Genomic DNA, 20,083 nt, shown 5'->3' with positions numbered 1-20,083 from the left:
TGCAAACGGCGTTTAATGTTAAAAAATAATTCAATTGCAAAAATAAAGATTTTTATGTTCTTTTTCCCGTAAAAAGAACCAAAACCTCGTCGCGTCGGATGTTTGAGATAATGGATAGTGCGAGAATGAGTCTCTACAGACCTCAAAAATCCGGATGCGACAGTTAAAGTTAAGGAGGGAACGGTGCAATTGTATTATCCCTTATTTAACTTCTAATGCCACATATAAAATTTTGAATATGTAGAAATATTATTAGTGCACTTCACATTCCATCAAAACTATTCTCGATGCGGGAAAAGTACGGGGTGGAGGGACGCATCAAATTTTAAAGTGGCGATTTTTTTTGTTTACTTTTTTTGAGGTAAAAAAAGTAAAAGCAACGTCGCGGCTTGAGCGACATAAAAAAATGTATAATTTTAACGTTATTATTTCTTAATAAGGGGCTTGAGTAGATATTCCAGACCGTTTAACTTTATTTCATAAAGGGTTGCCAATTGCATACCGAGTTTACCTTTTGGAAATCCTTTTTGACGAAACCAGTTCAGATAGGGTTCCGGCAGATTACATAGTAACCAACCCTGGTATTTGCCAAAAGGCATTTTGGTATTCGCGAGTTCTACTAATATTTCGGGGTTAAATACGTTATTCTCTTGTTTTGCCATGTTTTAATCGGTATAAAATAAGACGAGCGGCGATAACGCCATGATTAACCACGTTGGCGAATGTACCATAGTACTTTTTAAAAATTGCATAACGTTCTTTCAAGCTTTGTCGGTGGCGTTTTTGAGTTGTTCCTCCCACAAGATATTTAGCCACGTATTGGTTAACGTTCACTATTTTATTAGCCTTTTTTGCAGCGCGGATGACCCAATCGATATCCGCACTGAGCTTGTATTGTAAATCATAAGGTGCGGTAATACTTCTTTTTACGTAAATGGCTTGATGACAGATACTCATGCCATAGCGAAACGACTTCCAATCAAAACGTTTTGGTGTTTTATGACGGCGATCACCGATAATGTTGCGTTCTTCGTCTATCAATTTCGTTTCGCCGTAATAAATATCTGCATTTTCTGCAGATGAAAAGACTTTTTCCAGCGTCGTGTCTTCATATAATTCATCCCCGGAATTGAGAAACAGGACGTACTCACCGGTGGCGACAGAAAGTCCCTTATTCATGGCGTCATAAATACCCTGGTCCTTTTCCGAAATGACAATAGATACCTCTTCTCTGTATCGGTCTATCACATCAAGGGTGCCGTCGGTAGAGAGGCCGTCTATAATAATATATTCCAATTCGACATAGGTTTGTTTCATGACCGATCGGATGGTGTGTTCAATGCCAAGGACATCATTGTAGACAACAGTGATAATAGAAACTTTCGGTAAAAGTTTATTCATTTGTGGTGTCATTTTCTCCCAAATTTTTTAATTAAAAACCGGATTAAGCGTTCGGCTATATTTCCTTTTCTATGTGCATAAAAATGTTTAATAGCCTCATAAGCCTTTTCGTTCTCCCTGATTTCACGCGGAAAATACTTTACCTTTTGGGTCGCCAGTTCCACATGGTAGACATCGTCTATATCCGAGTGGGTTCCCGAACCGTCTGTTCCGATATTCTGTACCATAGAGTGTCGAGGGTAGAGTACCAAACCATCCTGATTGAAGACAGAAAGATACCAACGGATAGCCCAAGAGTTAATCTTTCCCGCTTTATATTCCTTAACCTGTTTCCAAAAATTTTCGGTTCCTTCGATACTAAAACGTCTTATATCTTTCCGCTTGAAATGCTTTGTTAATGCATTGATGTCGGGATTGAATTGTTTCCACGCTCTTTTCCATGTGGCCCAACCCCAACTATTTGCTACCCGAAAAAAGAACGTTTTAGGCAAGCGTTTTGGATTTTCTATCGGATACATATAGCCACTGATCTCCATAACCCGTTCGTCATGTTCGTAACAGTGTAGTGCATCATTGAAATAGGTCAGCGCATAGGGTGCGGTCTCCAAATCATCTTCCAGTATGATAGCTTTGCCATGCTCCTCAATGATTTTCGTAACGCCATCAATCACATTTTCGGCAAGCCCCCAATTTTTTTGACGCTCCATAATTGTTATATGCTTAAAATCCCAAGGTTCGCGGATAATAGCACGAACGTGATTGACATTTTCTACGGCATCCGCATTTTTCGCGGCATCCGAGATAATATATAACAGGGAGTCCTTGGCCAATAGATTCTTTTCCAACGCCACAAGCGTCCGTCTAGTGTGCTTAGGACGGTTGTATACAAATAATATGATAGGAGCCAGTGTTTGCATGCATTACAAAGGAACAAAGAATGATTCAAAAACCGTGCTAATATTTATTTAATGTATACTGATACAGTAGAAGGCATACATGTGATACTTTTTTTTGGAGTTGGAAAAAATAATATTAATTTGTTGGTCTATTAAGACGACTACAAGGATGTTTTCTTTAAAAAAGATTATTTTAAAATATATACCCTTTGATAAATTTTTAAGTGTTCGATCCTATTCGCAGGAAGGAGAAGATGCCGTTCTGTTAGGTTTCTATGAGGGAAAGAAAAAATATAAAGGTTTTTACGTAGACGTGGGAGCCCATCATCCATATCGGTTTTCCAATACCATGGCTTTTTACAAAAGAGGGTGGAGAGGTATTAATATAGAGCCAAACCCCGAAGCGACGAAATGGTTTAGATGGTTCCGAAAACGAGATGTCAATCTCAATGTCGGCGTAGCTGAAAATAACGGAACACTAACATATTACTGCTTTAATGAACCAGCTTTGAATGGCTTCTCAAAAAGGATATCGGAAGAGCGGGATAATAGAACACGGTATTCTATTGTAAACACAATAGATGTTCCTGTTAGAAGATTAGATGCTATTCTCGATGAATATATTAAAGAAAACACAGAAATTGATTTTTTTTCAATTGATGCAGAAGGATTTGATTTGGCTGTATTGCAATCTAATAATTGGGATAAATATCGACCTTACTATATACTAGTTGAAGACGCTTTTGAGATCGGTATAGTTCCAACTACACCAATCATAGAGTTCCTTAAACAAAAAGGTTACCGTATGGTAGCAAAGACCAAAAGAACATTGTTTTTTAGCATGGCTTAACTTGTAACGGAAATCTTTGCTAACTTTATAGCTTCAATGTCTTTGCATGAGCGAAAATATCAAGCAAAATACCCTTAAAGGATTGTTTTGGAATGCTATCGACCGATTTGGATACCAATTGGTGATAACGTTGGTGGGTATCATCATCATGCGTATATCGCCTGTAGAAGATTTTGGGGTGATAGCCGTTCTAGTTATTTTTACGACGATCTCCACCGCGATAGTAGATAGTGGTTTGGCGACTTCACTCGTGCGTTCCCGACATGTGGATGAAAAAGACTACTCCAGTATGTTTGTTTTCAACTTGGCTGCGAGTGTTCTGTTATATCTTCTTCTATTCTTTTCAGCTCCGGCCATCGAGCGCTTCAATAGCATTGATAATCTTACACTCTATGCCCGCGTACTGTTTTTGCAGCTCGTAGTGCACTCGTTTGGTATTGTACAATATGTCAAATTGCTGCGAAACTTCGATTTCAAAAGAACCGCCCGTATCAATGTTGTTTCGGTAATATGTATGGGGATAGTGGCTATTTCATTGGCTTTAATGGGGTTTGAGGTCTGGGCTGTGCTCTTGCAGCCCCTGCTGTATTCGTTCTTTCGGACTTCTTTCTTGTGGATATGGGGCAATTGGCGAATCAGTTTCTTCTTTTCGGGCAGTTCGTTGCGCCAACATCTGCAGTTCTCTCTTTCTTTTATGGTGGGGAACGTATTGGGAAAATCTTTTTCGCAAATTTACTACAGTTTTATTGGGAAGCATTTTACCGAACAGGATACGGGATACTATTATTCCGCCAACAAATGGGGGGAAACACCCAACCTGCTCATTTCGTCTATTATTCAGGGGACGACCCTGTCGACCTTAACACCTATTCAAAACGACTATCCACGGTTTCTGAATGCTTGTAGAAAAACGATACAGACGTTGGCTTTCGTTCTTTTTCCCGTGAGTTTCTGTGCCATTGCTGTTGCGGAACCAGGCTTTATCTTTATTCTGACAGAGAAATGGATTCCATCCATTCCTTATTTTCAATGGCTATGTTTTGCTGGGATATTTATTTCGCTAACAGATCTAAATGTTAACTTTCTCAATATAAAAGGAAAGTCGAATTACACCCTATGGTTAGAACTCTGCAAATTTGTAATCGCAATGTTGGTTTTATGGGGCACCTATCGTCTTGGCGTGCTCCATATCATCTACGGTCAGCTTGGTGTACGGCTGTTGTTCTACGGTATAACGGGCTGGGTAAGTGGACAGGTGTATGGTTATGGCTTCTGGAAGCAGGTAGTGGATATCTTTCCTGCTTTTCTAACAAGCCTAGCAGCTTTCTTGGCTGCTTGGGGAATAGCATACTTCATAGCGGATGTGCCCCATTTAGTTTTGCTATTCGTACAAAGCACTATATTTGTGTTGGTGTATATCACAGGAAGTCATGTGTCAAGAAATACTGTATGGCTGGAATTGTTGGAAATAGGAAAACGTAAATTACCGAAGCGGAAATAAATGAGAACAATACATGGAAATTGGGTGGGATACGGAACCGTTTTTTATAACGAAAAAACGGGAGCCGTTAGTACATCTATAGAAGATGTTATTGACTACACCAATTTAGAGATAGACTTAAACGGGCTTGCCGCATACCTGGATTATGGTTACGCTGTATTTGGGCGAACGGCAGTTAAAAACGTAAAGTATCTCTTGCCAAACGAAACATTATCTGTTGTCGACGGTAAAGTCCACATAACGGAATCTGAAGACCGTATGGTGGACGAATTGGGAAAGCGTTCAAGAGAAGACGATGTCTTAGGGATGATGGAAGAGCGGATAAATAATTGGGCTGCGTCATTTCAAGAAGATATTCTGATTCCGACCAGTGGCGGTTTTGATTCACGGTTGTTGAATGTCCTGTTAAAGGACCGCCGCAGGATTCGCGCCTATACGTATGGAACATCTTTTAACCAAAATCTTTCGCGTGAAACCGTGTATGCGAAGGCACTCTCCGAGCGGTTAGGGACACATTGGCAACGGATTGATTTGGGGGAGTTTAATAATTACATTGCCGAATGGTACGCGTTATATGGCATCTCCATCGCAGCATCTGGTACCTATCATCTTGAATTTTATAAGCAGATATCCGATTTTGAAGATCATAGAAAACTACATTTGCTCAGCGGTATTATAGGTGATGCATGGGCTGGTGCATTTACTGTTCCCGAAGTTAAAACGATAGCTTCATATCGGACGTTAGGACATACACACGGTATGAGTGCGGATGCAAGCCAGGCCGTAGAGGCAGATTATAAAGACGAGTTGGTAGCTCCTTTTTTTGAAAAACAGAAGGAGCTTTTAAAGATGCCAGAATACCGGCTGCTGACTACGATGCGTACGAAGATGATGATGTTGCAATTTCTGGTCACCTTACCCCCTCACTATGGCTTTGACAGCTATTCTCCTTTTCTGGAACAGGATATTGCTTTTGCTATGCTAAATCTCGCACCAGAAAGAAGAGCAAACAGGCAATGGCAACGCGACTTCTTTAAAAAACATAATGTGCTATTTGAAGAAGAAAAACATCGATATACCTATCAGAATTCACTCAACTATTATGCACTTCTTCATCACCGGTTGGAACCTTTGAATGTCCCGTTGTTGAGAGAAATTATACGCCCAGCTTACCTGGAGTGGATTAATACAACATTAGCGTGTATAAATTGGAAAGAGCGTGTCTTCCAAACGTTGATGCATACCCCGAAGGTAAAAGAAGGACTAAAACTACTGGGTTTTAAAAATAGGTTGATGCAAGCTTATTTTGCTTATATCACGATCAAACCTTTAGAAATCATGTTATTGAAAAGAAATGCATCATAAGTTACTTTTCGTCGGCGACATTGTTTTAGAAACGGAGCCTGTTTTATCTACAGAACTTCAAGAGATGTTTGCGGAGAATGTCATCCGCTCCTGTAATGTAGAGGCTCCTCTACGCGGTAAAGGACATGCTATTGAAAAAACCGGTCCATTGCTGAACCAACGGCCCGATGCTGCCCGTTTGCTCCAGACGATGGGCTTTAATTTATTTGCGATGGCGAATAATCATATTTTTGATTATGGTGAAGAAGCCATGATTCATACGATATCATCGTTGGATGAAGAGGAGACTATTGGAGCAGGAGATAAGGAGCAGGCCTACCGACTATTGGTGAGAACAATAGATAATATCCGTTATGGCTTTTTGGCTTATGGCGAAAACGGTTATGGAGCGTTAGACGGAAAGAGCACATCAGGCTACGCCTGGGTTAATCATCCAAGGGTAAATTCGGATATAGCCGCATATCGGGCAACAGTAGATATGTTGATTGTACAAGTGCATGCAGGTGTCGAAATGATCGATGTGCCTATCCCCGAATGGCGAGATCGATATCGGGAATTGATACACTGCGGTGCTGATATCGTGATAGGACACCATCCTCACATTGTGCAAGGAGTGGAATATTATAAAAGCAAGCCTATTTTTTATAGTCTGGGTAACTTTTATTTTGATGGTATTGCGAACACGAGTATATGGAATACAGGGGCTATCTTACAATTGGAGGTGAAGGATGGGCAGCTGTATGCGTTTGATTTTCATTTAGTGGAGAAGAATGGACAAAAGCTTGTACTAAAACCGCAAGACGAATCGAAAAAAATATTGGAAAAACGAAGTGAGATGATGTCCAATGAATCGGAGTACCTGGAATATATTAACAAGGTTGCTGTGCAGGAATGGCAGAAACATCACTCCAATTATTATGCAAAAGCTTTCAACGGATTATCTAGTTATACATTTCGTTCGTTATTGAAGTATGTTAAACGGTTGATTTTCAGTAGAAAAATAGATTATAACATCATGTGGCACAATCTAGCTATCGAAAGTAACCTTTGGATCGTTAGACGTGCCATTGAAAGACTTCATCGGCAAAAATAGCTTTCTACTTTATCTCACCTCAATCTGATGCGCAAACTCTCTTAATTTAGGGTGTTTAGGATCGAGATCTGTAACCAGATAAGTGACATCTCTTAGTGGAGCAACACGCATCTTCTGATTGGAGTTCAATTTCTCTGCGATACTAAGGATAGCAAGATTCTTAGAACATTTGATCATGGCGCGTTTAATCTGGACGACTTCCCAATCCGAATCTGTAATACCTTCGTCCAGTGACAAACTGTTTGTTCCGAGCAAACAGAGATCTACCCGCAAATCGGAAAGCTCATTGATGACCTGTGCTCCCGATACAATATTGGTGTTTCGAGATAATTTTCCCCCGATAAGAATAACATCAATGTTGTCCTTCTCTGCTAATTCCAATGCCACGAGTGGGCTAATGGTAAAGAATGTACATTGGAGATCGTTAGGAACCGACCGTGCCAATTCAATCATGGTTGTTCCGCCACCCACTAATACCGTCATTCCGCTTTGTATGAGTCCGATAGCCTTGTGGGCGATCTCTTTTTTTGATTCCTTAGCATAGACGTTCCCTTCCTGAAAAGGGAATTGAAAGGATTTGGATAAGGCACCTCCGTATACTTTTAACACCTGCCCGTTTTCGGCCAGTTCGTTCAAATCGCGTCGTATAGTATCTTCGGACACGTTCAATTGTACACTTAAGTCGGACGATAACACCTTGTTGTGTAGGTTTATCTGGTGAATGATATAGGCTTGTCTTTCTTCCTTTAACATAGTGTAAGTTAAAAAGTAAAAATCTAAAAGTAAAATGTCTCCTACATTTGTATATGACAGATATAGGAGACAATACCTTAAAATTATATCTAATGTTGTTCGGCGGTTAAATCAATCCTCTTTTAAGGAGCAATTCCGCGATTTGCACCGCATTGGTTGCTGCTCCTTTTCTAAGGTTATCTGCCACAACCCAAAGATTTAATGTTTTGTCTTGCGACTCATCACGACGAATACGGCCAACTAGAACCTCGTCTTTACCATGTGCATCTTTTGGCATCGGATATTGGAGATTAGCAGGGTCGTCAACCACAATAACACCCTCTTGTGCGGCTAGTATCTGACGAACTTCAGCTAGGTCGAAATCATTTTCGAATTCGATATTTACTGCTTCTGAATGTCCCCCCATAACCGGAATACGCACCGTTGTGGCCGTAACACGAATAGAGTCATCACCCATAATCTTATTCGTTTCCTGAATCATTTTCATCTCCTCTTTTGTATATCCATTGTCTTGGAATACGTCGATATGAGGGATAACGTTTAAGTCGATTTGATAAGGGTATGCTTTTTCCCCATCTTTTCCCGCCCGCTCATCCATCAATTGATTAACAGCTTTTACACCTGTTCCAGTGACAGATTGATAGGTGGATACGACAACACGTTTAATGGTATATTTCGCGTGTAGCGGTTGGAGTACAACCACCATCTGGATAGTCGAACAATTTGGGTTTGCAATGATCTTATCCGTTGCGGATAGTACATCACCGTTCACCTCCGGAACAACCAACTTCTTGGTTGGGTCCATACGCCATGCCGACGAATTGTCCACTACAGTAATACCTGCTTCGGCAAACTGTGGCGCATATTCTGTTGAAGTGCCACCGCCTGCAGAAAACAACGCTACATCAGGTCGGAGTGCAATAGCTTCGGCTGGTGTAACGACCTTGTACTTCTTCCCCTTAAACTCGATTTCCTTGCCCTTGCTCCGTTCCGATGCTACAGGAATCAACTCTGTTACCGGGAAATTACGTTCCGATAAAACGGTCAAAATCTCTGACCCTACAAGGCCCGTTGCGCCTACTACTGCAACTTTCATAATTGAATTTGTTTTATTTGTTTATGATATTAAATAATTTACAATAAATTTAAGATACCAAAAGTAAGAAAATAAAAATAAATTTTGCAATTTATTGCACACAACGCAACGTTTTTCCATGAAAATTTACAGATTTATAATTCTGGTTATTTTGGTGAAAAAAGTATAAACGAAGCAATCGATTGCTGTCCAATTTTGCCTAAAAAATGCGCTAACTTTGTTTCAATGAAAGAGCGTATACTCATGATTGGTTCGAATGGCCAAATTGGATCGGAGTTAGCAACAGCACTTCGTCGTAGATTCGGCACAGAAAATGTCATCACTTCAGACATTCGGGAGCCGACGGTCTTAAAAGAAGACGAAATTTTTGAAATTATCAATGTGTTGGACAAGCCTGCATTGACGGATTTGTTTGAAAAATATAAACCCACACAACTTTATCTGCTTGCTGCTATGCTTTCTGCAACTGGTGAGAAATACCCGCAAAAGGCTTGGGACCTTAATATAAATGGCCTATTAAATGTATTGGATCTGGCGGTAGAACTGGATGTTAAAAAGGTTTTTTGGCCTAGCTCTATTGCCGTTTTTGGCCCGCATTCTCCTAAACAAAACACGGATCAATATTGTGTAATGGATCCCGTTAGTATATATGGTGTCACTAAACTGGCAGGTGAAAGGCTTTGTGAATACTATCATCACAAATATAAACTGGATATCCGCAGTGTTCGCTTTCCGGGTATTATCTCCTGGAAGACCGCACCTGGTGGAGGAACAACGGACTATGCTGTCGATATTTTTATCGAAGCGTTAAAGTATGGTAGATATACCTGCTTCCTCTCCGCCAACACGGCTTTGCCGATGCTCTATATGGAGGATGCAGTGCGTGGAACTATGGAACTAATGGATGCTCCTGTCGAACAAATTTCCATCCGTTCAAGCTATAATCTCGCCGGATTATCGTTCACTCCTTCGGAAATTGGCAAAGAAATTAAAAAAATTCTTCCTAATTTTGAAATGTCTTATGTTGATGACGACCCTCGTCAAGCAATTGCCGACACTTGGCCGGCAAGTATTGATGATGCCTACGCACGTAGGGATTGGGGTTGGAAACCGAAGTTTGATTTGGAATCGATAACAGAAGACATGATTGCGAACCTCAAAACAAACGTATAAAAAATGGGCAGAGCCTTTGAATTTAGAAAAGAAAGAAAATTTAAACGTTGGGCCAAAATGGCCGTACAGTTTACACGCTTAGGAAAAGAAATAGCCATTGCGGTAAAAGAGGGCGGTCCACACCCCGAAAATAACTCGCGTTTGCGTACAGCAGTTCAAAATGCGAAAGCGGTTAACATGCCGAAAGATCGTGTTGAAGCGGCGATTAAAAGAGCTTCTGAAAAGGACGCCAAAGGATATGAAGAATTTGTATATGAAGGATATGGTCCACATGGCGTACCGGTTTTGATAGAAACGGCAACAGATAATACCAACCGTACGGTAGCTAACATAAGAAGCTATTTTACGAAATCAGGTGGATCATTGGGTAAAACAGGATCACTTGACTTTATCTTTCAACGGAAATCGATATTCCGTTTTGAAGCTGCGGAAGACATTGATGTGGAAGAATTGGAGCTAGAGCTTATTGATGGGGGATTGGAAGAATTATATGTGGAAGCTGACGAAGAAGGTAATGATATTGTCGTCGTCCAAACTTCATTTGAGGATTTTGGAAATATGCAAAGCCTTTTAGAGGAAAAAGGAATTGAAGTGAAATCTGCCAAATTAGAACGTATTGCTCTATCTCATACTTCATTGAATGAAGAACAAGCTGCCGATGTCCTCAAATTAATCGACAAGATTGAAGAAGACGATGATGTACAGGCGGTGTATCATAATATGGATTAGAGGAGTGGAATAGTATGACATTTGAGGATTTTTTTGCCAAAAAGAAAATAGACTTATCACAATTGCAGGGTGATAATCGTGTGCTGTATGATGAGTTTAGGCAGCATTATACTCAAATGGGGGAGAAAAGTTTCGATCACACCAAGAAGTTTTGGTTTAATAAATTACGAAAGCAGTACGCGTTGATCGAAGAGGAGGCAGTGGTTAGAGATCAAACTGTTTCTGCGGAGATATTAGAGGAGTTGTCTTCAGATCCGGCAATACCAGTAGCTCCTTCGAGTAAGCCATCCGGCTTCAAGCCGAGGTTTAAGGCGGGTGCTACGAAAGCTGCGGAACCGGAGAAATCGAAAGAAGAGGAAACCAAGCCGGTGGAACCGGAAACTCCTTCAAGCAAACCATCCGGCTTCAAGCCGAGGTTTAAGGCGGGCGCTACGAAAGCTGCGGAACCGGAGAGACCGAAAGAAGAGGAAACCAAGCCGGTGGAACCGGAAACTCCTTCAAGCAAACCAGCCGGCTTCAAGCCGAGATTCAAAGCTGGCGTGACCAAAGCTGCAGAACCGGAGAGACCGAAAGAAGAGGAAACCAAGCCGGTGGAACCGGGAACTCCTTCAAGCAAACCAGCCGGCTTCAAGCCGAGATTCAAAGCTGGCGTGACCAAAGCTGCAGAACCGGAGAGACCGAAAGAAGAGGAAACCAAGCCGGTGGAACCGGAAACTCCTTCAAGCAAACCATCCGGCTTCAAGCCGAGGTTTAAGGCGGGCGTGACCAAAGCTGCGGAACCGGAGAGACCGAAAGAAGAGGAAGCCAAACCGGTAGAACCGGAAGCGCCATCGAGTAAACCTGTGGGTTTCAAGCCGAGATTCAAGGCTGGTGTGACCAAAACACAACCACCTAAAACAGAGGAAGGCGATTAAGGATTATTTTCTAACATATACGCCAACGTGCGTATTACCCGGTCATGTTTCTTGACAAACGGATTCTCGTCGTTCCAAACGTAACCAGCTAGCACAGCACATATTTTACGCTTGACATCTAGGTTTTCAGGACGGTGGAAGAAAAGCGTTTGTAGATTACCCGTATACCATTCTTTTACGTAAGTCGTAAAGACACTAATACCGCGTTGCATATAATCAGCATATTCCACCTGCCAGTTAACCTTTTCTCCTTGTAATTGCCGGTAGGCTAGTTTCGCAGAAAGAATGCCCGATTCTGTCGCAAAGCATACACCGGAGGAAAATACCGGATCTAAAAATTCTGCGCTATTGCCCGTTAGTACGAATCCATCCCCAAACATTTTGGAGACAGCAGCAGAATAGTTTTTGAGATGAACAGGTTCGAACTCGAAGTCTGTATCCGCAAAACGCTTTACATAAAAATCGGACAGCTTAATCGCTCTTTTTAGGGCTTCTGCCGTCCCGTCGTTTCCCTTCAGCTGCTCGATAAAATCCGTGTGTGCAACGATACCCAAGCTTGTCATCCCATTAGAGAAAGGAATGACCCATAACCACACTTCTCTATCTAATACATCAAATGAAATTTGTGTGCCTTCTATACCTTCGGGGCGATTAATGTCTTTTACATGAGAGAAGATCGCAGAATGTGGGTTTAGCTGTGATGGTTTGTCCAAGTGCAACAGGCGGGGAAGTACACGCCCATATCCACTAGCATCGATGACAAATTTGGCTTTTATTTGTGAGCGGTTTCCCTCCTTGTCTTGAATAGTAGTCAAAGAGTCGGTTCCATCAAATTCAATCGCCGTAACAGCTGTCTCAAAAGCAATATCTACATGCCTTCGTTGCAGTTCTTGTGTCATGATGTTATCAAAATCTGCCCGCGGCACTTGCCAGGTCCAATTCCACCCTTCTCCAAATTTGTCGCCAAAATCAAAGATGCTAATGACCTCGCCTCGAATAAAGCGTGCACCAGGCTTCTTTTGGAAATTTTGAGCTTGTAGCGCAGGCAACAGTCCGGCTTCGTCGAAATGATCCATGACGCGTGGAATAAGACTCTCGCCTACAACCAGACGAGGGAATTTGGATTTTTCGATAACTTTGATATGAACATCTTGTTGTTCTAAATAACCCGCGGCAACACAACCCGAAGGTCCCGCACCGATAATTAAAATATCTACTTCCTCGACATGCATAGCTTGATGAATTAAGTAAATTAAAATTAAATTATAGTATTTTTGCAAACGGCTCGATACGATATTGCCCCTACAAAAATAGCAGTAAAATCTGTGCTTTTTGATGGTAAATAAAAATTAGTGAAGAATATAGGCATACATGATTTCGGTAGATAAAAAATTAACATTGTCTCAGTTTTATGAGATTATATTTAAAGGTGAATCTCTTGATATAGAACCGGAGGTGCTCCGAGTAGTAGAAGAAAGCCATACTTTCCTAAAAGAATTTGCTGCGAATAGAGTAATCTATGGTGTGAATACCGGGTTTGGACCGATGGCACAATATCGTATACAAAATGAAGACACGAACCAGTTGCAATACAATTTGATCCGTAGCCACGCAGCGGGAACGGGTGATGTTTTGTCACTACTCCATGTAAAAGCAGCCATGCTGACGCGTTTGACAAATCTCTCTAAAGGGAAATCTGGTGTGCACGCAAGTGTTATTGAACTGCTTAAAGAATTAATTAATCGAAATATTATACCCGTCATTTTTGCACATGGTGGCGTGGGTGCAAGTGGTGATTTGGTGCAGCTCGCGCATTTGGCGCTGGTGTTAATTGGAGAAGGGGAGGTGATCTATGAAAATGAACGTAGACCTACAATGGCCGTTTTCGAAGAAGAGGGATTAAAACCTATTGAGGTGGTCGTACGCGAAGGGCTATCGCTGATTAACGGCACATCTGTAATGACAGGCATTGGCATCGTCAATTATTGTTATGCATCTAAACTGCTTGACTGGTCAATTTGGCTTTCTTGTGCGATGAATGAAATTGTTAAGGCGCATGACGACCATTATTCTCCGAGCTTGAATACGGTAAAGTTACATGTTGGACAAAACCGGGTTGCCGCTCTTATGCAGGAGCATCTGATGGATAGTCAATTGATAAAAAAGCGAGAAGACGATTTATATTCGGGGAATAATCAGGAAGACGTTTTTAAAGATAAAGTGCAAGAGTATTATTCGTTACGTTGTGTCCCACAGATTTTAGGGCCGATTTTGGAGACCATTGAGCAAGCAGGGAAAATCCTGGAGGATGAGCTGAACTCTGTAAGTGACAATCCGATTATTTCGGTGGAAGACCAAAATGTATATCATGGCGGGAATTTTCATGGCGACTATATCTCCTTGGAAATGGATAAGCTGAAGTTAGCTATTACGCGATTGACGATGCTATCGGAACGGCAGTTAAACTATCTTATGAATGCTAAAATCAATGGATTACTACCGCCGTTCGTGAATATGGGTAAGCTTGGTTTTAATTTTGGGATGCAGGGTGCCCAATTTACGGCTACCTCTACTACCGCGGAAAACCAAACACTTTCCACTTCCATGTATGTACACAGTATTCCGAATAACAACGATAATCAAGATATTGTAAGTATGGGAACAAATGCTGCGGTGATAGCGAATCGTGTGATCGTGAATGCATTTGAGGTACTTGCTGTGCAAATTATCGCTGTGAGACAAGCAATTGATATTTTAAATTACCAAAATTTAGTATCTTCAAAAACAAAAGCGGTGTACGATGAGATCAGCGAGATTATCCCCGCCTTTTCGGATGACAAACCGCTTTATCCTGCCATTCAGCAGGTTAAAGAATATTTAATGAACTAATATGAAGTGTGCAGTAGTAACAGGTGGGTCAAGGGGTATCGGACGGGCAATCTGTAAAAAGTTAGCGGTCGAATTGGGATACCATGTGTTGATTAATTATCAGGGGAATGAAGAAGCCGCTAAAGAAACATTAGCCGCATTGAAAGATGAGGGTGCAACAGGTGAGATTATTAAGTTTAATGTTGGAGACTTAACCGATGTAAAGCAAGCATTACAACGATGGAGTGATCATCATCCTGAAGCGATCGTGGAGGTCATTGTCAATAATGCAGGTATTGCGAGAGATGGTCTGTTCATGTGGATGTCTCCGGAAGATTGGTCTTCTGTGCTAGACGTTTCGTTGCAGGGCTTTTATAACGTGACACATTTTTTTATCCAGAAATTATTACGTCAACGATACGGTCGAATTATTAATATCGTTTCGGTATCGGGCGTTAAGGGAACCGCAGGACAAGTTAACTATTCGGCGGCGAAGGCTGGCCTTGTGGGTGCTACAAAAGCATTGGCACAAGAAATTGGAAAGAGAAACATCACTGTCAATGCTGTTGCTCCCGGTTTTATCCGTTCAGACATGACAGCAGAAATGGATGAAAAAGAATTGAGAAAAATTATTCCCGCAAACCGATTCGGTGAAGCAGAAGAGGTCGCTGATCTGGTTTGTTTTCTGGCCTCCAAGAAAGCCAGTTATATCACTGGAGAAATTATCAATATAAATGGTGGAATTTATGCTTAGGGTTGTAAGATGAGGAAACGTGTAGTCATTACGGGAATGGGTATCTATTCTTGTATCGGTAAGAATTTGGAAGAGGTCAGGCAATCACTTTTTGAAGGTAAATCCGGTATTGTGATTGATGAAGCCCGATTAACCTTTGGGTTTCAATCTCCGTTGACGGGCGTGGTGCCTGCACCCGATTTAAAGAGAGTGCTCAGCAGGCGCCAACGTATCAGTATGGGGGAGGAGTCAGAGTATGCTTATATGGCAACAATGGAGGCGTTAGATCAGGCGAATTTGCGAGAAGAAGATCTTGGTAAGCGAGAGGTAGGCATTCTGTTTGGAAACGACAGTGTTTCCAAGGCGGTTATCGAGGCCACAGATATCGTGCGAGAAAAGAAAGACACTCAGCTCATTGGTTCTGGAGCAATCTTTAAATCGATGAATTCTACCGTCACGATGAATTTGGCCACAATTTTCGGATTGTCGGGAATTAATATGACGATTAGTGCTGCCTGTGCTAGTGGTTCGCACGCTATCGGCCTAGGTTATATGTTTATCCAGCAAGGATTGCAGGATATGATTATTTGTGGAGGAGCACAGGAAATCAACCCTTATGCTATGGCTAGTTTTGATGGTTTAGGTGTCTTTGCGACTGATATTAGCCACCCACAACAAGCATCAAGACCTTTTGACAAAAGACGTACTGGATTGGTGCCTAGTGGCGGAGCAGCAACAGTCATATTGGAGAGTTATGAATCGGCTGTAAATAGGGGCGCACCTGTCATCGCAGAAATAATAGGTTATGGTTTTTCTTCCAATGGAGGCCATATATCAACCCCTAACATCGAAGGGCCTGCGAAAGCGATGCGACGAGCACTCGAGCAGGCCAATATACGGGCTGGAGATATTGCCTATATCAACGCACATGCCACATCAACCCCAATTGGTGATGCAAATGAAGCAAAGGCTATTTTAGAAGTATTTGGGAATAGACCCTATGTTAGTTCTACAAAATCCATGACAGGACATGAGTGTTGGATGGCGGGTGCGTCGGAGATAGTATATTCTACCTTGATGATGCAGCATGGGTTCATCGCCCCAAATATTAATTTGGAAGAACCGGATGATGATATCAGCGAATTAAATTTTGTTTCCCACACCATAAAACAAGAATTTGATATATATTTGTCTAATTCTTTCGGATTTGGTGGAACCAATTCCGCGTTGGTGGTCAAGAAATTTAACGATGGATAAAGCGAGTATATATCAAAAGATAAATGAAATCTTGGTGGAAGAGTTTGAAGTAGATGAGGAGATTATCAGTCCGGAAGCGTCTTTAAAAGAATCTCTTGATCTGGATAGTTTAGACTATGTAGATTTGGTTGTTATTATCGAATCTAATTTTGGAGTTAAACTCGTTGAGGCGGATTTTGATGAAGTAGTTACGTTCCAGGATTTCTATAACGTCGTAGAACAAAAAATGACGATAAGGAGTTAAATCGGAGGGTAATATGAGCCAATGGGACGGAAAATCAAAAGGGACACTCCTTGGCTATAAGATATTTGTCTTTTTAATAAGAAAATTAGGGGTTCGAGCCGCCTACTCCTTGCTTGTTTTTGTAGCATTCTATTATTTTCTTTTCTCTCCCAAAAGTTTCCGAGCGATTTATTATTATTTGCGTCATAGGCAGGGTTATGGGGCTTGGAAAGCATTTTGGAAAGTTTATCAAACCTACTTTGTATTTGGACAAACCATCATCGATAAGGTGGCTATCTCTTCTGGTCTACGCGACAGGTTTACCTATGAATTTGATGGAATAGATACGTTAAAGGAAGTTTTGGCAAATAAAAACGGTGGTGTTCTCATTTCGGCACATGTGGGAAACTTTGAAATTGCCGATAAATTTTTCGCTGATATTGATTTAGATCTTCAGATTAACCTAGTGACAGCAGATCAAGAACGCACAATCATTAAGGAATATATCGAACGTATTTCTGAAAAACCGAGTGTTAAGTTCATCCATATTCAAGAAGATATGTCTCATGTCTTTGCTATTAACGAAGCCTTGTCCAGTAACCAATTAATTTGCTTCACCGGCGATCGGTATTTTGATGGTGCTAAAACGCTCACTGCTTCTCTGCTTGGTGAAGAAGCCCATTTTCCGGCAGGGCCTTTTCGTATTGCATCTCGCTTATCTGCTCCTGTTATTTTTGTATATGTCATGCGCGAATCCGGACTTCACTATCATCTTTATGCACGTAAGGCTATCGATGTAAAACGGCGTGATCCACAATCTTTTCTGGCAGCTTACACAAGCAGTGTGGAAAGTATATTGCGGAAGTATCCGCTACAGTGGTTTAACTTTTTTGATTTTTGGAAATGATCTCTTTACCTATTTCGGGCGAAAAACTATTATCACTCATCCCACAACGAGCACCGATTGTTATGGTGTCTAGTTTAGAAAGCTATGACGATAAGGAGCTGGTGTCGACTTTTGTCGTTCGTGAAGGAAATATATTTGTTAATGGAGCAATGTTGGCAGAAAGTGGTTTACTTGAACATATGGCACAATCCGTTGCATTGCATACCGGGTATAGTTATTTCTTGAAGGGGGAAGATGCACCGATGGGTTATATTGGTTCTATGCAGCATGTAGAAATTCAGGATCTACCTGTAATAGGAGAAACCGTTTTTTCTGCCATCACAATTCTACAAGAATTTATGGGCGTTACATTGGTTGAAATCGAAACAAAACTGAAAGACAGGATCATCGCACGCGCTCGCATGAAGACGGTGATTGCAAAATAGCATGTCGGCTTTTGTAGTCATTCTGGCAGGAGTGACACTTACCCCATTTGAAAAAATATGAAAAAAGTTAATGTGTAGGATAAATGCCTACTTGACAGCGGGTTGTGTCGCGTATTTTTTTAAGATCTCCTAGTTTATTTTGCATTGTATTAATTTTCAGCACGTTCCTTGTGGGGTTATGTGTGAACTAATGTTATTACAACAAAAATTTAATCCGATGAAACTTGTATATGCTGCCTTTAAGGAAAGGTTGGTTTATGCAAAGCTTGATCATTTTAAAAAAAAAAATTTTACGATGAAAATTCTAGTAATTGGCGCCGGAAACATGGGGCTAACGTATGCTCATGGGATGGCCCAATCAGACTTGTTGAAAGAGAAAGATTTAATGATTTTAGACAACTCGGCAGAAAAAATTGCTGAATTACGAGCAGAGAATACGTTCGATGTCTACGAAAAATTGGAAGATTGTTTGCCTAAAGCGGACATTGTATTTATTGCCGTGAAACCTTATCACAGCGATGAAGTTTTTGAAGCGATCAAAGCGCACAAAAAACCAGATCAGATTTTTGTATCCATTATGGCAGGCGTCACGATAAAGACTATGCAAGAAGCGATGGATATTAAGAAGGTGGTACGTGCGATGCCAAACCTTGCGGCACAGGTTGGTCACGGGTTTACGTCGTTTATAGGCTCCAAAGAGGTTTCTCGGTTGGAACTACTCACGGTAGAAAAATTAATCGACACGACGGGCCGCTCCATCAAGCTTGCGAATGAAATGGAAATCGATAAATCTACCGGCATATCCGGTTCAGGTCCCGCTTATGTATTCTATTTTATGGAATCGATGATGGAAGCCGCTGTAAAAATGGGTTTCAGAGAGAAGGATGCGCGCTTAATGGTCGCACAGACTTTTCAAGGGGCTGTGGAACTCTTTAATAGCTCCGACCTTAATCCGACCGATTGGATGGATAGGGTGGCCTCTAAAGGAGGAACTACGCGTGCCGCATTAGATTCTATGGAAGAAAATAATGTCAAAGAATTGATTAAAGATGCAGCTTATGCCGCGTTTGACAGGGCGGTGCAGCTGGGAAAGGAAAGCAATAAATAAACATGTATAAAAAAAGAATTGTTATTAAAGTTGGTACAAGCGTAATGGCAAATCGGGATAATCGGATTATGCTATCGGCTTTAAATAAACTAGTTGACCAAATAGCGCAATTGTACGAAGACGGTATCATGCCTGTATTGGTCTCGTCAGGATCTGTAAATGCTGGGCGGGAGTTGTTGGGCGATAGTGTGATAGAAGATAAATCACAACGGAGACAGGTATATTCCGCTATAGGGCAGCCACGCCTGATGAGGCATTATTATACGCTTTTCCAGAATTACGGTATGCGCTGCGCACAGGTTTTGGCGACCAAACGGGATTTTAATCCGGGAGAGCACCGTACAAACATGATCAATTGCTACGAGGGATTGATATCGGAAGGTGTCATTCCGGTCGCCAATGAAGACGACGCTGTTTCTGTATCGCATTCCATGTTTTCGGACAATGATGAGTTGGCGAGCTTAATAGCTGAGTTAATCCAGGCCGATATGCTCATTATATTAACCGATATCGATGGTTTTTATACGGGACATCCTGCCGATGAAGGTTCTACGTTGATCAGCGAAATTAAGGTTGATCAACAAGTAGAGCAGTACGTCGCAAAGACAAATAAAGGTGAAACCTCCGGTCGTGGGGGCATGGAGTCGAAGCTTAAAGTTGCCAAGAATACAGCAGCTAAAGGAATTCCTACGTATATCGCCAATGGCAAAAGAGATCGTGTTATATTAGATATTGTCGAAGGGAAAGATGTTGGAACGAAAGTGACGGTTTAATTCTGTGGATATTAAGAG

At 41.4% G+C, this 20,083-nt stretch carries 21 protein-coding genes; 15 read left to right on the top strand and 6 right to left on the bottom strand.

Features of this window, described 5'->3' with window-relative positions; genetic code table 11:
• Window positions 1-425: 425 nt before the first annotated feature.
• The 3 genes from EWE74_RS13465 to EWE74_RS13455 are packed head-to-tail and all read right to left on the bottom strand — an operon-like array spanning window position 426 to window position 2,318.
• A complete protein-coding gene (locus tag EWE74_RS13465) occupies window positions 426-662 on the bottom strand; it encodes a DUF3820 family protein (protein ID WP_130142039.1) in 237 nt (78 codons plus the stop codon).
• A complete protein-coding gene (locus tag EWE74_RS13460; RefSeq protein ID WP_130142038.1) occupies window positions 643-1,401 on the bottom strand; it encodes a glycosyltransferase family 2 protein in 759 nt (252 codons plus the stop codon). Before EWE74_RS13460 ends, EWE74_RS13465 begins: the two co-directional genes overlap by 20 nt.
• A gap of 8 nt (window positions 1,402-1,409) precedes the next feature.
• Complete coding sequence (locus EWE74_RS13455) at window positions 1,410-2,318, bottom strand: glycosyltransferase family protein (protein ID WP_130142037.1); 909 nt, start codon at window positions 2,316-2,318, stop codon at window positions 1,410-1,412.
• Between the two features lie 148 nt (window positions 2,319-2,466).
• Between EWE74_RS13455 and EWE74_RS13450 the strand changes: the two genes are divergently transcribed.
• From EWE74_RS13450 to EWE74_RS13435, 4 genes are read left to right on the top strand one after another with little or no spacing between them, the layout of a single operon-like run.
• On the top strand, window positions 2,467-3,147 hold the full coding sequence (locus tag EWE74_RS13450; RefSeq protein ID WP_130142036.1) for an FkbM family methyltransferase: 681 nt from the start codon (window positions 2,467-2,469) through the stop codon (window positions 3,145-3,147).
• A gap of 46 nt (window positions 3,148-3,193) precedes the next feature.
• Window positions 3,194-4,648, top strand: coding sequence for a lipopolysaccharide biosynthesis protein (locus EWE74_RS13445; RefSeq protein ID WP_130142035.1), 1,455 nt, complete (start codon window positions 3,194-3,196; stop codon window positions 4,646-4,648).
• Window positions 4,649-6,013, top strand: a complete 1,365-nt coding sequence (locus EWE74_RS13440) for an asparagine synthetase B family protein (RefSeq protein WP_130142034.1) — start codon at window positions 4,649-4,651, stop codon at window positions 6,011-6,013.
• Entirely contained in the window at window positions 6,003-7,106 is a 1,104-nt protein-coding gene (locus EWE74_RS13435) for a CapA family protein (RefSeq protein WP_130142033.1), read from the top strand. The genes EWE74_RS13440 and EWE74_RS13435 overlap by 11 nt, the downstream gene beginning before the upstream one ends.
• A 9-nt stretch (window positions 7,107-7,115) precedes the next feature.
• Here EWE74_RS13435 and EWE74_RS13430 read toward each other — a convergent pair whose 3' ends face one another.
• Both EWE74_RS13430 and EWE74_RS13425 read right to left on the bottom strand, forming a co-directional pair.
• Entirely contained in the window at window positions 7,116-7,859 is a 744-nt protein-coding gene (locus tag EWE74_RS13430; RefSeq protein ID WP_130142032.1) for a DeoR/GlpR family DNA-binding transcription regulator, read from the bottom strand.
• A 106-nt stretch (window positions 7,860-7,965) separates the two neighbouring features.
• Window positions 7,966-8,955: an aspartate-semialdehyde dehydrogenase gene (locus EWE74_RS13425; protein ID WP_130142031.1), complete on the bottom strand. Its 990-nt coding sequence runs from the start codon at window positions 8,953-8,955 to the stop codon at window positions 7,966-7,968.
• A gap of 225 nt (window positions 8,956-9,180) precedes the next feature.
• Here EWE74_RS13425 and EWE74_RS13420 point away from each other — a divergent pair, with 225 nt between their 5' ends.
• From EWE74_RS13420 to EWE74_RS13410, 3 genes are read left to right on the top strand one after another with little or no spacing between them, the layout of a single operon-like run.
• Window positions 9,181-10,128: an NAD-dependent epimerase/dehydratase family protein gene (locus EWE74_RS13420; protein ID WP_130142030.1), complete on the top strand. Its 948-nt coding sequence runs from the start codon at window positions 9,181-9,183 to the stop codon at window positions 10,126-10,128.
• A gap of 3 nt (window positions 10,129-10,131) precedes the next feature.
• Complete coding sequence (locus EWE74_RS13415; RefSeq protein WP_130142029.1) at window positions 10,132-10,857, top strand: YebC/PmpR family DNA-binding transcriptional regulator; 726 nt, start codon at window positions 10,132-10,134, stop codon at window positions 10,855-10,857.
• Window positions 10,858-10,871: 14 nt separating this feature from the next.
• Window positions 10,872-11,771, top strand: coding sequence for a hypothetical protein (locus tag EWE74_RS13410; protein WP_130142028.1), 900 nt, complete (start codon window positions 10,872-10,874; stop codon window positions 11,769-11,771).
• Here the strand turns inward: EWE74_RS13410 and EWE74_RS13405 are convergent.
• Window positions 11,768-13,003 carry an NAD(P)/FAD-dependent oxidoreductase gene (locus tag EWE74_RS13405; protein WP_130142027.1) on the bottom strand — a complete coding sequence of 412 codons (1,236 nt, stop codon included), beginning with the start codon at window positions 13,001-13,003 and terminating at the stop codon, window positions 11,768-11,770. The genes EWE74_RS13410 and EWE74_RS13405 overlap by 4 nt on opposite strands.
• 139 nt (window positions 13,004-13,142) lie before the next feature.
• Here EWE74_RS13405 and EWE74_RS13400 point away from each other — a divergent pair, with 139 nt between their 5' ends.
• The 8 genes from EWE74_RS13400 to proB all read left to right on the top strand — a co-directional run bounded on the left by EWE74_RS13400 (window position 13,143) and on the right by proB (window position 20,065).
• Entirely contained in the window at window positions 13,143-14,660 is a 1,518-nt protein-coding gene (locus EWE74_RS13400; RefSeq protein WP_130142026.1) for an HAL/PAL/TAL family ammonia-lyase, read from the top strand.
• Window position 14,661: 1 nt separating this feature from the next.
• Entirely contained in the window at window positions 14,662-15,393 is a 732-nt protein-coding gene (fabG, locus tag EWE74_RS13395) for a 3-oxoacyl-ACP reductase FabG (RefSeq protein WP_130142025.1), read from the top strand.
• 9 nt (window positions 15,394-15,402) lie between these two features.
• Window positions 15,403-16,629: a beta-ketoacyl-[acyl-carrier-protein] synthase family protein gene (locus EWE74_RS13390; protein WP_130142024.1), complete on the top strand. Its 1,227-nt coding sequence runs from the start codon at window positions 15,403-15,405 to the stop codon at window positions 16,627-16,629.
• On the top strand, window positions 16,622-16,873 hold the full coding sequence (locus EWE74_RS13385; RefSeq protein WP_130142023.1) for an acyl carrier protein: 252 nt from the start codon (window positions 16,622-16,624) through the stop codon (window positions 16,871-16,873). Before EWE74_RS13390 ends, EWE74_RS13385 begins: the two co-directional genes overlap by 8 nt.
• Before the next feature lie 13 nt (window positions 16,874-16,886).
• On the top strand, window positions 16,887-17,759 hold the full coding sequence (locus tag EWE74_RS13380) for an LpxL/LpxP family acyltransferase (RefSeq protein WP_130142022.1): 873 nt from the start codon (window positions 16,887-16,889) through the stop codon (window positions 17,757-17,759).
• Window positions 17,750-18,184, top strand: coding sequence for a hypothetical protein (locus tag EWE74_RS13375; protein WP_206365229.1), 435 nt, complete (start codon window positions 17,750-17,752; stop codon window positions 18,182-18,184). The genes EWE74_RS13380 and EWE74_RS13375 overlap by 10 nt, the downstream gene beginning before the upstream one ends.
• A gap of 295 nt (window positions 18,185-18,479) precedes the next feature.
• Window positions 18,480-19,292: a pyrroline-5-carboxylate reductase gene (gene proC / locus EWE74_RS13370; protein ID WP_130142021.1), complete on the top strand. Its 813-nt coding sequence runs from the start codon at window positions 18,480-18,482 to the stop codon at window positions 19,290-19,292.
• Between the two features lie 2 nt (window positions 19,293-19,294).
• Window positions 19,295-20,065: a glutamate 5-kinase gene (gene proB, locus EWE74_RS13365; RefSeq protein WP_130142020.1), complete on the top strand. Its 771-nt coding sequence runs from the start codon at window positions 19,295-19,297 to the stop codon at window positions 20,063-20,065.
• Window positions 20,066-20,083 lie beyond the last annotated feature (18 nt).

The sequence above is a fragment of the Sphingobacterium corticibacterium genome (assembly GCF_004208525.1).
GTDB lineage: Bacteria > Bacteroidota > Bacteroidia > Sphingobacteriales > Sphingobacteriaceae > Sphingobacterium > Sphingobacterium corticibacterium.
This window is presented reverse-complemented; position numbering and strand designations above follow the sequence as displayed.

What these genes read in the sequence shown, in the direction of transcription:
- EWE74_RS13465 (WP_130142039.1), bottom strand. Translation starts at nt 662, where the DNA reads ATGGCAAAACAAGAGAATAACGTATTTAACCCCGAAATATTAGTAGAA.
- EWE74_RS13460 (WP_130142038.1), bottom strand. Translation starts at nt 1,401, where the DNA reads ATGAATAAACTTTTACCGAAAGTTTCTATTATCACTGTTGTCTACAAT.
- EWE74_RS13455 (WP_130142037.1), bottom strand. Translation starts at nt 2,318, where the DNA reads ATGCAAACACTGGCTCCTATCATATTATTTGTATACAACCGTCCTAAG.
- EWE74_RS13450 (WP_130142036.1), top strand. Translation starts at nt 2,467, where the DNA reads ATGTTTTCTTTAAAAAAGATTATTTTAAAATATATACCCTTTGATAAA.
- EWE74_RS13445 (WP_130142035.1), top strand. Translation starts at nt 3,194, where the DNA reads ATGAGCGAAAATATCAAGCAAAATACCCTTAAAGGATTGTTTTGGAAT.
- EWE74_RS13440 (WP_130142034.1), top strand. Translation starts at nt 4,649, where the DNA reads ATGAGAACAATACATGGAAATTGGGTGGGATACGGAACCGTTTTTTAT.
- EWE74_RS13435 (WP_130142033.1), top strand. Translation starts at nt 6,003, where the DNA reads ATGCATCATAAGTTACTTTTCGTCGGCGACATTGTTTTAGAAACGGAG.
- EWE74_RS13430 (WP_130142032.1), bottom strand. Translation starts at nt 7,859, where the DNA reads ATGTTAAAGGAAGAAAGACAAGCCTATATCATTCACCAGATAAACCTA.
- EWE74_RS13425 (WP_130142031.1), bottom strand. Translation starts at nt 8,955, where the DNA reads ATGAAAGTTGCAGTAGTAGGCGCAACGGGCCTTGTAGGGTCAGAGATT.
- EWE74_RS13420 (WP_130142030.1), top strand. Translation starts at nt 9,181, where the DNA reads ATGAAAGAGCGTATACTCATGATTGGTTCGAATGGCCAAATTGGATCG.
- EWE74_RS13415 (WP_130142029.1), top strand. Translation starts at nt 10,132, where the DNA reads ATGGGCAGAGCCTTTGAATTTAGAAAAGAAAGAAAATTTAAACGTTGG.
- EWE74_RS13410 (WP_130142028.1), top strand. Translation starts at nt 10,872, where the DNA reads ATGACATTTGAGGATTTTTTTGCCAAAAAGAAAATAGACTTATCACAA.
- EWE74_RS13405 (WP_130142027.1), bottom strand. Translation starts at nt 13,003, where the DNA reads ATGCATGTCGAGGAAGTAGATATTTTAATTATCGGTGCGGGACCTTCG.
- EWE74_RS13400 (WP_130142026.1), top strand. Translation starts at nt 13,143, where the DNA reads ATGATTTCGGTAGATAAAAAATTAACATTGTCTCAGTTTTATGAGATT.
- fabG (WP_130142025.1), top strand. Translation starts at nt 14,662, where the DNA reads ATGAAGTGTGCAGTAGTAACAGGTGGGTCAAGGGGTATCGGACGGGCA.
- EWE74_RS13390 (WP_130142024.1), top strand. Translation starts at nt 15,403, where the DNA reads ATGAGGAAACGTGTAGTCATTACGGGAATGGGTATCTATTCTTGTATC.
- EWE74_RS13385 (WP_130142023.1), top strand. Translation starts at nt 16,622, where the DNA reads ATGGATAAAGCGAGTATATATCAAAAGATAAATGAAATCTTGGTGGAA.
- EWE74_RS13380 (WP_130142022.1), top strand. Translation starts at nt 16,887, where the DNA reads ATGAGCCAATGGGACGGAAAATCAAAAGGGACACTCCTTGGCTATAAG.
- proC (WP_130142021.1), top strand. Translation starts at nt 18,480, where the DNA reads ATGAAAATTCTAGTAATTGGCGCCGGAAACATGGGGCTAACGTATGCT.
- proB (WP_130142020.1), top strand. Translation starts at nt 19,295, where the DNA reads ATGTATAAAAAAAGAATTGTTATTAAAGTTGGTACAAGCGTAATGGCA.